The organism is Mangrovibacter sp. MFB070 (genome assembly GCF_000705335.1).
Classification (GTDB): Bacteria; Pseudomonadota; Gammaproteobacteria; order Enterobacterales; family Enterobacteriaceae; genus Mangrovibacter; species Mangrovibacter plantisponsor.
Genome location: NZ_JJMI01000010.1, coordinates 1 through 12,481, shown reverse-complemented (window position 1 = coordinate 12,481; position 12,481 = coordinate 1). Strand labels below are relative to the sequence as shown.

Here is a 12,481-nt window from a genome sequence, read left to right as displayed (position 1 = left end):
GCTGTTACGGTAAATTATTATAAAACGAGTGTCTGAATAGAAATTTATGAGGCAATCAGGTGTAAATAAATACGCCAGCGCTGACGTATCTATTTAATAGTCATTTATTTAGTGGCTGGTGGGCGCCGGTTGTAATTCAGCGTTACGGCAGTAATCCATAAATAACTGTGCCGGGCGCGTGGGTTCGTTATTTTGTAACCAGGCCATGATAAGCGTGGAGGCTGGCATTTCATCATCAATATCCATTTGTACCAGGCGCTCTCCGTCATAAGTGATATCTGAGCAAGGCCGGGTAACCAGCACGGAAAAACCCAACCCCTGGGCGACCATGCAACGAACCATCTCAATCGATGGGGAGCTGTAAGCGACTTCCGGATTAAATCCTTTTTCTTTGAAGATGTTGATGAAATAATTTTTGCTGGGTACGGCATCCAATAAAATCATGGGTTCACGGCTTAATTCCTGCAAAGTAACGCTTTTGCGGTTTGCCAGCCGGTGGCGCTCAGGAAGCAGAGCGTAAGGTTTATGTGGCGCATTCAGCACTTCTTTGTGAATGGTATTGCCTAATTCAAGATCATATAAAAATGCCAGGTCAAAGCGCCCACGGTGCAGACCGTGCATTAATTCATGTTGCTCACCGTCATACAACTGAATAGTAATTTCCGGATAGATTTTGGTGAAGCCTGCCACCAGTTTGGGCATATACAAGGGGGCTGCAGATTCAAAACAACCGACTGAAATAGTACCGGAAACCATATCCTTATCTGCCCGGGAGTTCTGCTCAAACTCGTAAGAAAGGCGGAGTAACTCTCTGGCTTTTTCATAAAAACGGCGACCGCCAGAAGTCAGGGATACTCCCTGTGCATGGTGGCGAATAAACAGTTGCTGGTCGAAAGTATCTTCCAGATTTTTAATCGCGATGGAAATGGAAGGTTGAGCGATATGTAGTTGTCGTGAAGCTTCGGCGATGCTCTCTGTCTCAACGACAGTGACGAAATACTTCAGTTGCTTAAGTGTAAAACGTGTCATAGCAGGGACCATTTATTAAATATTGTTACTGACTTAATCGGTATAGTTTCAGGCTAACCAGTCTTGCAAGCATCATGCCAGTGAACATACCGCCACCATTATTCTCTGGCTTATGAATACATTACTTTCTCTGGCCTTTTTACGTGGTGAACGTAATTGAGGAGGTGGTTTCTCAAGGTTATTTTTTATTTTGCACTAAAATAATACGCATGCCCTTATTTGATTCATTAATTGCACCCTGGTTGTGCGCTTTAATGTTTAATTAGGGTATGCGTTTTTTTATGTGTGTAATTGTTTTTTTATTGTTGATTATGTGTGGGTGTAAATATTTTGCCTGTTTTCTATGTGTTAACCAGTCTGCATAGTTTTTTTAAAGTTAAAGGCAAAAAATTTACTAGTTGCCACCATCGCAGGAGTGCCGACATAGTGTAATTCAAAGCTGATTACGGTAAATGCCCCATTATTGCCCATGGGGTATCGCGTAATTCCATTATTTTAAATGAGCGAAATAGCCCATGACTTTTGACTGGAACTACATGTTGAGTCTGTTCAGTGATGCAGACTTTTGGCGAGCCACCTGGACTGTTATTAAGCTCAGTCTTTTGACCTGGGGGGCAAGTATTGTATTTGGTTTTCTTCTTGCCCTGGCGAAACAATCCTCTCATTTATTTTTACGCCTGCCTGCACGGGGGTATATCTGGTTATTTCGCAGTATGCCGTTACTGGTATTGCTTATTTTTGTCTACAACCTGCCTCAGGCTTTTCCCGGGTCTTCCGTGGTTCTCAGTGACCCATTTTGGTCTGGTCTGATTGCTATGGTACTGAGTGAAGCCGCTTATGTGGCTGAGATTCATCGTGGTGGGTTGTTGTCTATTCCGAAAGGGCAGAGTGAAGCGGCAAGGGCTCTGGGGTTACGTTATGCCGGTATTCAATGGCGCGTGGTCATTCCCCAGGCACTGCGCGTGGCATTACCCGCGCTGGCAAATGAATATATCGCGATTGTTAAGCTCAGTTCGTTGGTGTCTGTTATTTCCCTGACCGAAATCCTGATGGTAGGGCAGCGGCTTTATTCGCAGAACTTCCTGGTGATGGAAACCATGGCAGCGGTTGCATTTTATTATGTGCTGATTGTTACGGTATTTGATTTCCTGCTGAAACAACTGGAGCGTTACCTGGATGTTACCCAGCGCAATACCAGCCGTGAAGTTGATGCCTCCATGCTGGCACTGGCAACACAGCAGGCGGGTAGCGTAAAGCGCCCGGTCAGTGCAACAGACGGGCCCGCCTTGCAGGCATTCAAACTGCAAAAAGCATACAACAATGTGGAAGTGTTGGGGGCCGTGAGCCTGAACATTCACCCGGGTGAAGTGGTGTCGGTCATTGGCCCGTCAGGCTCCGGGAAAACCACTCTTATTCGCCTGTTGAACGGCCTGGAACAGATAGATAACGGGGAAATTAAAATCAATGGCCAGCCCTTTATTCATCTTGACCGGAGTAACCGGCAGAAACCGCGTTTTACAGAGCATGCTGAACACCGCCTGAATATCGGTATGGTGTTCCAGAGCTTTAACCTGTTTCCGCACCTGTCTGTGATGAATAACCTGTTGCTGGCGCCACGTTATCACCGCCTGGCCCCTGAATCTGAATTAAAACAACGTGCCTGCGAACTGCTGAATAAAGTTGGCATGCTGGAACACGCGTGGAAATACCCTCACCAACTTTCTGGCGGGCAACAACAACGTGTGGCGATTGCCCGCGCGCTGATGATGCGCCCTCAAATCATGCTGTTTGATGAGCCTACATCGGCACTTGATCCCGAAAAGGTTAACGAAGTTTTACAGGTTATTGAAGCTCTCGCCCATGAAGGGATAACGATGGTTATCGTGACCCACGAAATGAATTTTGCGTTCAAAGTTTCTGACCGAATTGTCTTTATGGAGAAAGGGCGTGTGGTTTGCGATGACACACCTGCCGTATTGCGTGAGGGGCAGAACCCACGTGTTGGTGCGTTCCTGAAAGATGTCTCCCTTGCTTAATGAACCCTGTATTTTGAGAGGAACATGTTGTGATTGAACAGTGGCAAATTGAACAGTTTCATCAACAAGGTTTTCTGGTAGTCGAAAACGTATTAACTGCCAGTGAAATCAATGCATTGCAAAAAGATTTTGATAACTGGGTGGAAGACAGCCGTCATCATGATAATGCCTGGGGAGAGACACTGGATGGGCGAGCTCGCTTTGACCTGGAAAGTGACCATAGCCCGGAACACCCTTCTTTACGCCGGGTAACATCACCAACCGAGATTTCCGCGTCTTACCTGCAAACTGCGTTGAAGTCACGTATGGCAGAGATTGCGGCCCAGTTAATCGGCCATAACGGCACGCGGTTTCATCACAGCAAAATCAATTCCAAATTGCCGCACACTGCGACACAGGTGAAATGGCATCAGGATTTTTTATTTACGCCTCATAGCAATGACAGCCTGATAACGGCGCTTTTGATGGTCAGCGATGTGACGCCAGAAAACGGCCCGCTTAACGTGATCCCTGGCAGCCACAATGGCCCGCTTTGGTCTCACTGGCAGAATGGAAAATTTACCGGGGCTGTGGAAGAGACCGTTGTCGCACAACATTGCCAGGAGCCTGTAGCTTGCTTTGGCCCCTCTGGCTCAGTGTGCTTTATGCACACCCGGTTGCTGCATGCATCAAGCCCGAATGAAACGGAACACCCGCGAACGTTATTCATTACGGTATACGCCGCTGAAGATGCGTTGCCTTATGGCGAAAACCCGTTACCCAGTATTCATACCGGCACACTGGTTGCGGGTGAAGAAAGCGGCCTGATTCGCAGTACAGACAACCAGTTACGTTTGCCGCAAAAACCCCGTGGCGCATCCTTTTTTGTTCAACAGGCCGGAAACGATCTTGCCAGTGCCTGATATTTTATCTTTGGAGGTTTTATGAAACAGCTACGCACTTCGCTTCGCCCTGTTGTTTTATGCCTGGTTGGCGCGGCCACCGCTATGGCGTCATTCAGTTCACTGGCATTTATGCAGCCAGGGAAAATTATTGCGGGTTCCGACATGACGTTTTACCCCTATGAATACATGGAAAATAACCATCCGGCCGGGTTTGATATTGAATTTCTTAATGGCCTGGCGAAAGTGATGGGGCGCAAGGCTGAAAACCTGGATACCCGTTTCCCTAACCTGATCCCCGGTTTACAGGGAGGGCGTTTTGATATCACCAACTCGTCAATGTATATCACTGCTGAACGCCTGAAAGTTATTGACATGGTGCCTTATCTTAAAAGTGGTGAGTCCATCCTTGCATTGAAAGGCAGCAATTATCAGCCTAAAAAGCCTGAGGATTTTTGTGGCCACAAAATTGGTTCAATGGGAGCCACTTCCTGGCTCCAGCAGTTACATAAGCTGTCTGACGACTATTGCGTGAAAAAAGGGCTGAAACCTATTGCGCTGAGCGAATTCACCACCGATCCACAAACCACTCAGGCGTTATTATCTCATGCAGTTGAGGCGCAGATAACAGATGCGGCTGTGGCCCGTGGTGTTACGGCCAAATTGGGTAATCGTATTGTTATCTCCTCTGATACCCTGATTTATCCGGTGCTCAATGGTTTTGGGGTGAAGAAAGGCAACACAGAGGTTAAGCAGGCGCTGGAAAAAGCGCTGGCGGCATATCAAAAAACACCGGAGTACGCTGCATTGCTCAAAAAATATAATTTCCAGGCTCCCACGCAAGCAGACCTGAAAACCTTGATGCCGCAGGCTCAATAACAGCTCCCGGTTTTCTTCGTTTCCTGTAAGGTGAGGTAATTTATGGCGCTTTCTCATGAAGAACAAACGCGTATCGACCTGGCTGCCACATTCCGCATTATTGCGCATGAAGGTATGCATGAAGCGGTTGCCAATCACTTCAGTGCGGCGTTATCGCCAGATGGAAAACAGTTTTTACTGAACCCGAAGTGGATGCATTTTTCCCGCATTCGGGCCAGTGATTTGCTGTTATTACATGCTGATGATCCGCAAGCGGCACAGCGTGAGGATGTGGATGCAACGGCGTGGGCTATTCATGGGCAAATTCACCAGCGTTTGCCTGATGTCAAAGTGGTATTGCATCTACACCCGGTCTACACCACCAGTGTTGCCTGCCAGGCGCACCCGCATATTCCGCCAATCGATCAGAATACGGCGCGTTACTTTAACCGTGTTTCTTTCGATTCACTGTATGGTGGCATGGCTGATACAGTACAGGAAGGCGCACGCCTGGCCGGGCTTTTGGCAGGTAACAAACGCCTGATGATGGGCAACCATGGCGTTCTGGTGACGGCGCCGGATATTGGCGAAGCATTTGATGATATCTGGACACTTGAGCGGGCCTGCCAGATTTTGGTTACTGCCTGGTCCACCGGGCAACCGCTGCGCGTACTTGCTGATGAAGTTGCGGAAAAGACAGCACAAGACTGGGAGAAAATTGCCGATTTTTCACGCCAGCATTTTGAAGAAATGAAACAACTGATGATTCGCCAGGACCCATCTTTGCTTGATTGATTATCGCGGCCCATGGAAGGGCGTGAGATTTTTTTGTATAAAGAGCTTGTCTGTACGGGGGGATTTATGTAATTTCCACTCTTTCGGAGCTCGAAAATGACGGTCACTGATTCCCTTCTTGCCTATTCCCTTGCAGCCTCACTTTTGACAATCACGCCAGGTCTTGATACCGCATTGATTTTACGCACTGCAACCCTTGAAGGTGGCCGGAAAGCGTTTATGGCCGCGCTGGGGATTAATACTGGGTGCTTTATCTGGGGCGCGATGGTCGCATTTGGCCTGGCGGCATTACTGGCTGTTTCTGAACTGGCTTATATGCTGTTGAAGTGGGCCGGTGCGGTGTATTTATGCTGGCTCGCTTTTCATATGTTACGTACTCCTGTAACGCCTCAATTAAACGAAGGTGAGGGAACAGCCCGGCACAGTAACTGGTTTATCCGTGGGATGCTGGGCAACGTGTTGAATCCTAAAGTCGGTGTGTTTTATGTCTCTTTTTTGCCACAATTTATCCCGGCGGGGCACAATCCGGTAGAGTGGACTTTCTTGCTGGTATCCATTCATGTGGTGTTGGGGACACTCTGGTCACTCACGCTTATTAATGCATCACGCCGTGTGGCCCATATCCTGAAAAAGCCCGTTGTGGCTCGCTGGCTTAACCGCATTACCGGTGGTTTGTTTTTGCTGTTTGCTGCGCGTCTCGCTGCATCTTCCTGAAACTGTTTCATTCTTGCGTGTTTTTTCTGCGATGAGAATTGCAGTGTTATTCGAAGCACTATTTTCCCCTGTCAAGAAACAGGGGATAATTCCTTTTAACAGGAAGAGTGTGTTCAGGTAAGGAAACATAACGTATGAGTATTACGCCCAAAATCACCAGTGTGCGTGTCTGTCGTGTCAAAAATCACTACCCACATCAGGGCTCACGGGATTATTTTTTGCAGAATCTCGGCCTGCGGGTGGGGAAGCTCGAAGTTGATGTCGCCGATATCCGTGTAAACCTTGCAGCATTAACCACACGCTCTGAACAGTTTGCTACTAAATCTGATATTACCGAGTTGCGTGGTGAGTTACGTGCTGAAATGGGTGAGTTGCGTGGTGAGTTACGTGCTGAAATGGGTGAGCTGCGTGAGGAGTTGCGCGGTGAAATGGGTGAGCTGCGTGAGGAATTGCGTGGCGAAATGGGTGAGTTGCGTGGCGAAATGGGTGAGTTGCGTGGCGAAATGGCCGCCATGCGCGGTGAAATAAACGGTTTTCGTGGTGAGTTTTCGGGTATGTTACATAAGGCTATACACAAACAAACGGTGCTGATACTAACTATTGTTCCTGCTTCCCTGGCCGTTGTCGCCGGGGTGTCTGCATGGTTCAGTTAGTCGTTGTAGCATACCATTCCTTTCTTCTGTGTTTTTTCCTCTTTCTCCAGAGCCAAAGGGCAACGCCCTGTCTGGTGCCGTCACTGGCTACGGGCGTTTTCTGTTAACCATTCACTCCCTTCGGCAGCCAGATTAATGATTTAAATTCATAATCACATGCTGATTTCCCTGGATTATCCACCAGGGATGAATACGTACAATAGCGCTGTGCCCGTTTATTATTGTTGCAGGCCCGGGGCATCACCTGCTTATTGAAAATAAAACAGAGATAATGATGAATGCAAAACCTGTGGTGGGCACTGCTTCCCCCGCAAAAACACCCGTCGCCTTTATTGCCATTCTTGGCGCATTAATGGCTTTTACTTCGCTTTCAACCGATATTTACCTGCCTGCAATGCCTCAAATGGCGCGGGACTTACAGGGTGATGCTGAACTTACTGTAACCGGCTTTTTAGTGGGCTTTACTATCGCACAACTGATCTGGGGGCCAATTAGCGATCATTTCGGGCGCCGCCTGCCGTTGTTTATTGGTATGGTGCTGTTCGCTGTGGGTTCCGTCGGTTGTGCTATGTCGGAAAATATTACCCAGATTGTGTTCTGGCGTGTTTTTCAGGCGCTGGGAGCCTGTACCGGCCCGATGCTGGCCCGGGCTATGATTCGTGATTTGTTTACCCGAACCCAGGCCGCTCAAATGTTATCGACACTGGTGCTGGTCATGGCTGTAGCACCTATTGCCGGACCCTTACTGGGTGGTCAAATTATCCGTTTTAGTACCTGGCATTCCATTTTTTGGCTACTTGCGGTGATTGGTGGGGTGATGTTCGTTTCACTGGTGTGGTTGCCTGAAACCCTCAGTCCGGAAAAACGCACCCGGGCTTCTTTGGGGAATGCTTTTCATAACTACTTCTCGTTACTGAAAAACACCGCTTTTATGCGTTATACCCTGAGCCTTACCTTTTATTACGTGGCGGCTTACGCGTTTATTACCGGTTCACCCTTTGTTTATATCCATTACTTTGGCATTGACCCACAGCACTATGGTTGGTTGTTTGCGGTGAACATTCTGGGTGTTATGGCCATGAGCGTGGTGAACCGCCGCCTGGTTGTCCGCCATTCTCTGGAGAGCCTGTTGAAAGGAGCCAGTGTAATTGCAGTGATCGCGACAATCGCGCTGTCTGTGTTGGTAAAGCTGAATATTGGCGGGGTAGCCAGTATTGTGATTACCGTTTTTATCTTCTTTTCTATGAACGGGATAATCGCGGCAACATCCACAGCGGCTGCGCTGGATGAAGTGCCACATATCGCTGGTGCCGCCTCTGCTTTGATTGGGGCGTTGCAATATGGCAGCGGTATTATTTCATCACTGTTACTGGCTTTCTTCCGCGATGGCACACCCTGGACAATGGCCTGGATTATTGCCTTGTTCACCCTTGCCAGTTTTCTGGTGGTATTACCTGCAAAGGCAAAACGTACGGCTGCCTGAGTGGCAATTACGCACAGGGCATGCTGGTCAGAAAAAAGGCGAGCAGCCTGCTCGCCGTTAATGCCAAAAGGCCACATAGTGTGGCCTTCAGATTGATGAAAAAGAAGGAAAAAGCGTGGTTTTTCCTTCTTTTTAGTTAGCGGGCGAAAATCAATAAATTGATTTTCCTGGTTTTTTATTGGGTGACATCCTCTCGCTCTGTGCGGACATGAGGTTTGTCTTCCGACTCAAGGCCACATAGTGTGGCCTTCATGAGTTACAGCGACTGTTTTTCAATACAGTTACGGCCATTTTGTTTGGCCTTGTAGAGTAACTGGTCCACCTTGCGCAGGAACTCTGTTGGTTTTAATGATTCATCTGGCATAGCAGTGAGGCAACCAATGCTGGTGGTAACAAGCTCCTGGTGTGGTGAACCTTTATGTTCAATGGCCTGTTTAGCGATAAGCCGTTGGCAGCGCTCTGCAATATTGCCTGCCATAACAGCATCAGCGCCAGGCAGAATAATAATAAACTCTTCACCGCCATAGCGGGCAACCAGGTCTCGCGGGCCTTCAAGGGCAAGGCTCAGGGTTTGCGCTACACGGATCAAACACTGGTCTCCCTGAATGTGGCCGTACATATCATTAAATTGTTTGAAGAAGTCGATATCCATCATCAGCAGTGACAAAGGCGCTTTGCTGCGGCGGGCGCTTTCCAGCTCCACGGCGAGCGTGGCGTCAAAGCGGCGGCGGTTGGCAATACCAGTAAGGCCGTCTTTGTAAGATAAGGCTTCGAGCTCTTTTTGCAGCGCGATGAGCTTTTCTTCTGTTTTCTTCCGTTCACTGATATCAAACATAAAGCCAATCAGGCTGTCTGGATCGCCATTTTCCTTGCGCACCACATGCACAACATCGCGGATCCACACGTATCCGTTATCTTTTGTCAGTGCCCGGTAATCAGCTTCATGATCCACGCCAGCCTGAGACTGGGCAATGCAGAAGTTGACCACGCGCTCCCGGTCTTCAGGGTGAATACGCATCGCCCAGTCTTCAGCTGAAACCCAACTGGCTTGTTCCCAGCCTAACAGCGGCTCAATTTGTGGGCCAATGTAGGCAAATGACATGGTTGACCAGTCTATTTTCCACGGGATAGCCAGAGTCGATTCCAGTAACGTTTTATATACTGCGTTATCGCTGGTGAGTTCACTGATGTCTGCCATAAAACACTCTCCAAAAAAATAAATTAACCGGGCATTACCGGACGACTGTGTACTGTTGCCAGAGCGTTCCAGTACCAGTAGAAGTACCCGTTGTTTTGTTGTAATAGCGTGTGAGTTGTTATGCTGTTTTGCTGAATATTACCCCAGCATGCCAGTGCCGAGTTACGGTTATTATGCAAATCAAGACAAACCTGATTCGGCAGTGCCGGTTTGGGGGGAATATACAATGCGTCGCCCTGTTTTACCCACAGGTCTGCGACACGGATAATAGATTGTTCAGGCCAGTAACGGCCTACTGAAACCACCAGCGGTTGTCGCGGGTCCGTAGAGGCAAAGACATGGGGAAAATCATGGTGTTCAAGGTCGGTACAGGAAACAGTGAGTAAGGTATTCCCTGTGCCCTGATACGGTGACCAGTGGCCGGCAAATACACCGTAATCATATTCTACATATTGCAATGGGCTTACCGGGCTGGAAACCTGAATCGCTTGCCCTGGTTGAATCAGCGTCGCACCAAATGCTGCAGCAATCGCCGGGGTAGCCCAGAAAGGCTCAAAGACCACTTCTGCTGCACTAAATCCTAACTGTGTTTCTGTGCCCCAGGGTGGGTTTGGCGTCACTTTCACAATATCCGCCACCACATAAGGTGTGCCAATGGCAGTTGCGGGGTTATCAGGCGCAGCTTCCACTCGCACTATTTCGGGAGCGGGTTCGGCAACCCAGACTGGCCCATTGGGCGTGTTACAAAACCAGGGAGTCAGAGCGAGATTGATGTCTTCTTCATTTTTTTCCTGAATAAACAAGGGCGGAGCGAAGTGTGCGTCAGACATGGTTTGTGTCATCCATTATTGCTGATGTAGCAGGTGAATTAGTGAGCAGGCAAAGCGTGTTCCAGCCTGTTATTAGTATTGTCAGGTGGCGTGAAGGAAATTATGCCGTGGCGGAAATAGTAGAGCCATAGGCAGGATGGGTGAATAGTGTTAAATATTGAGAAAAATAAAGGCGTTAGTACGTCTTGTGGTTTGCCTGATAACGCGCAGTGAAATAACCTTCTCGCAGATTTGCCTTGCCTGTTTTCCCCAAAAATATGGCTCACCGTAGTGAGCCACGAGGCTGATGGCAAACCTCATGCCCGCACAGAACGACAGGATGCCACCTAATAAAAAACAAGGAAAATCAAATGGTTGATTTTCATCCGCAAACTAAAAAGCAGGAAAAACCACGTTTTTTCCTGCTTTTTCATCAATATTATGGCTCACCGTAGTGAGCCATGAACGCTTTGCCCTGTGGGTTACTTCATTCCACAGTTATTGCATTTGCTGGTGATCTGCTGGAAGAAGTCGTTACCTTTGTCGTCCACCAGGATAAACGCCGGGAAATCTTCCACTTCGATTTTCCAGATAGCTTCCATACCCAGTTCCGGGTAAGCCACGCACTCCAGGCTCTTGATACTCTGTTGCGCCAGCACCGCAGCCGGGCCACCAATGCTGCCCAGGTAGAAGCCACCGTGTTTCTTACAGGCATCCGTTACCTGCTGGCTGCGGTTACCTTTCGCCAGCATAATCATGCTGCCACCGTGGGACTGCAGTAAATCCACATAGGAGTCCATACGCCCGGCAGTGGTTGGGCCCAGCGAGCCGGAGGCATACCCTTCCGGTGTCTTGGCCGGCCCGGCGTAATAAATCGGGTGGTCCTTGATGTACTGCGGCAGTTCTTCACCGCTGTCCAGCAGCTCTTTCAGTTTGGCATGGGCAATGTCACGCCCGACAATGATGGTGCCGTTCAGGGAAAGCCGGGTGGAAACCGGGAACTGCGACAACTGTTGCAGGATTTCACTCATCGGGCGGTTCAGGTCCACTTTCACCACTTCGCCTTCATTTTCGCCACGCAGCTCTGCCGGAATGTACTGGCCGGGGTTATCTTCCAGCTTCTCAATCCAGATGCCTTCGCGGTTGATTTTCGCTTTCACGTTACGGTCAGCGGAGCAGGACACACCCATACCAACCGGGCAGGATGCCCCATGGCGTGGCAGGCGGATAACCCGGATATCATGGGCAAAGTATTTCCCGCCGAACTGTGCGCCAAGGCCCAGGTTCTGCGCTTCGGTCATCAGTTCCTGTTCCAGTTGTACATCGCGGAACGCCTGGCCGTGTTCGTTGCCTTCTGTGGGCAGCCCGTCGTAATAGCGGGTGGACGCCAGCTTCACGGTTTTCAGGGTGCTTTCAGCCGAAGTGCCACCAATCACAAATGCGATATGGTATGGCGGGCAGGCAGCCGTACCCAGGGTACGCATTTTCTCCACCAGGTAATTTTTCAGTTTGGCCGGAGTGATAAGTGCCTTGGTTTCCTGGTACAGATAGGTTTTGTTGGCTGAACCGCCGCCTTTGGCGATGCACAGGAATTTGTATTCGTCGCCATCCACGCTGTAGAGGTCAATCTGGGCAGGCAGGTTGGTGCCGGTGTTGACTTCTTTGTACATATCCAGCGGGGCGTTCTGGGAATAACGCAGGTTTTCTTCGGTGTAGGTGTTGTACACCCCCTGAGCCAGGGCCGCTTCATCGCCGCCGCCGGTCCAGACGCGCTGGCCTTTTTTCCCCATGATGATGGCGGTGCCGGTATCCTGGCAGGTGGGCAGCACGCCACGGGCAGCGATTTCTGAGTTACGCAGGAACTGCAGCGCCACATATTTGTCGTTTTCACTGGCCTGCGGGTCGCTGAGAATGGCGGCCACCTGTTTCTGGTGCGACGGGCGCAGCAGGAAAGCGGCATCGCGGAATGCGTGCTGAGCCAGCAGGGTCAGGGCTTTCGGGTCCACCTTCAGGACGCTTTCGCCC

General features: G+C 49.5%; 11 protein-coding genes. 7 read left to right on the top strand and 4 right to left on the bottom strand.

Annotation, left to right across the window (positions count from 1 at the left end; genetic code table 11):
• Positions 1–108 precede the first annotated feature (108 nt).
• Positions 109–1,029 carry a LysR substrate-binding domain-containing protein gene (locus tag DT73_RS03890; protein WP_036104226.1) on the bottom strand — a complete coding sequence of 307 codons (921 nt, stop codon included), beginning with the start codon at positions 1,027–1,029 and terminating at the stop codon, positions 109–111.
• 515 nt (positions 1,030–1,544) lie between these two features.
• Here DT73_RS03890 and DT73_RS03885 point away from each other — a divergent pair.
• From DT73_RS03885 to DT73_RS03855, 7 genes are all read left to right on the top strand, one after another.
• Complete coding sequence (locus DT73_RS03885) at positions 1,545–3,065, top strand: amino acid ABC transporter permease/ATP-binding protein (protein WP_036104225.1); 1,521 nt, start codon at positions 1,545–1,547, stop codon at positions 3,063–3,065.
• Between the two features lie 29 nt (positions 3,066–3,094).
• Positions 3,095–3,967, top strand: a complete 873-nt coding sequence (locus DT73_RS03880) for a phytanoyl-CoA dioxygenase family protein (RefSeq protein WP_036104221.1) — start codon at positions 3,095–3,097, stop codon at positions 3,965–3,967.
• 21 nt (positions 3,968–3,988) lie between these two features.
• Positions 3,989–4,825: an ABC transporter substrate-binding protein gene (locus DT73_RS03875; RefSeq protein ID WP_036104218.1), complete on the top strand. Its 837-nt coding sequence runs from the start codon at positions 3,989–3,991 to the stop codon at positions 4,823–4,825.
• 42 nt (positions 4,826–4,867) lie between these two features.
• The gene (locus DT73_RS03870; protein ID WP_036104215.1) at positions 4,868–5,599 is read left to right on the top strand and encodes a class II aldolase and adducin N-terminal domain-containing protein; all 732 of its coding nucleotides are present in this window, start codon (positions 4,868–4,870) and stop codon (positions 5,597–5,599) included.
• A gap of 96 nt (positions 5,600–5,695) precedes the next feature.
• Positions 5,696–6,313 (top strand): LysE family translocator, encoded by a 618-nt coding sequence (locus tag DT73_RS03865; protein ID WP_036104212.1) that lies wholly within the window; start codon positions 5,696–5,698, stop codon positions 6,311–6,313.
• A gap of 134 nt (positions 6,314–6,447) precedes the next feature.
• Positions 6,448–6,966, top strand: coding sequence for a hypothetical protein (locus DT73_RS25070; RefSeq protein WP_051691265.1), 519 nt, complete (start codon positions 6,448–6,450; stop codon positions 6,964–6,966).
• A gap of 271 nt (positions 6,967–7,237) precedes the next feature.
• Positions 7,238–8,449, top strand: a complete 1,212-nt coding sequence (locus tag DT73_RS03855) for a Bcr/CflA family multidrug efflux MFS transporter (RefSeq protein ID WP_051691264.1) — start codon at positions 7,238–7,240, stop codon at positions 8,447–8,449.
• 256 nt (positions 8,450–8,705) lie between these two features.
• Here DT73_RS03855 and DT73_RS03850 read toward each other — a convergent pair whose 3' ends face one another.
• The 3 genes from DT73_RS03850 to fumA form a co-directional block, all read right to left on the bottom strand.
• Positions 8,706–9,647 carry a sensor domain-containing diguanylate cyclase gene (locus DT73_RS03850; protein WP_036104209.1) on the bottom strand — a complete coding sequence of 314 codons (942 nt, stop codon included), beginning with the start codon at positions 9,645–9,647 and terminating at the stop codon, positions 8,706–8,708.
• 23 nt (positions 9,648–9,670) lie between these two features.
• Entirely contained in the window at positions 9,671–10,477 is an 807-nt protein-coding gene (locus tag DT73_RS03845) for a hypothetical protein (protein WP_036104522.1), read from the bottom strand.
• A gap of 461 nt (positions 10,478–10,938) precedes the next feature.
• Positions 10,939–12,481 (bottom strand): class I fumarate hydratase FumA (gene fumA, locus DT73_RS03840; RefSeq protein ID WP_036104206.1); only part of this gene is annotated, 1,543 nt, incomplete at its 5' end.

Coding starts and splice junctions, on each gene's coding strand:
- DT73_RS03890 (WP_036104226.1), bottom strand. CDS start 1,029: ATGACACGTTTTACACTTAAGCAACTGAAGTATTTCGTCACTGTCGTT.
- DT73_RS03885 (WP_036104225.1), top strand. CDS start 1,545: ATGACTTTTGACTGGAACTACATGTTGAGTCTGTTCAGTGATGCAGAC.
- DT73_RS03875 (WP_036104218.1), top strand. CDS start 3,989: ATGAAACAGCTACGCACTTCGCTTCGCCCTGTTGTTTTATGCCTGGTT.
- DT73_RS03870 (WP_036104215.1), top strand. CDS start 4,868: ATGGCGCTTTCTCATGAAGAACAAACGCGTATCGACCTGGCTGCCACA.
- DT73_RS03865 (WP_036104212.1), top strand. CDS start 5,696: ATGACGGTCACTGATTCCCTTCTTGCCTATTCCCTTGCAGCCTCACTT.
- DT73_RS25070 (WP_051691265.1), top strand. CDS start 6,448: ATGAGTATTACGCCCAAAATCACCAGTGTGCGTGTCTGTCGTGTCAAA.
- DT73_RS03855 (WP_051691264.1), top strand. CDS start 7,238: ATGATGAATGCAAAACCTGTGGTGGGCACTGCTTCCCCCGCAAAAACA.
- DT73_RS03850 (WP_036104209.1), bottom strand. CDS start 9,647: ATGGCAGACATCAGTGAACTCACCAGCGATAACGCAGTATATAAAACG.
- DT73_RS03845 (WP_036104522.1), bottom strand. CDS start 10,477: ATGTCTGACGCACACTTCGCTCCGCCCTTGTTTATTCAGGAAAAAAAT.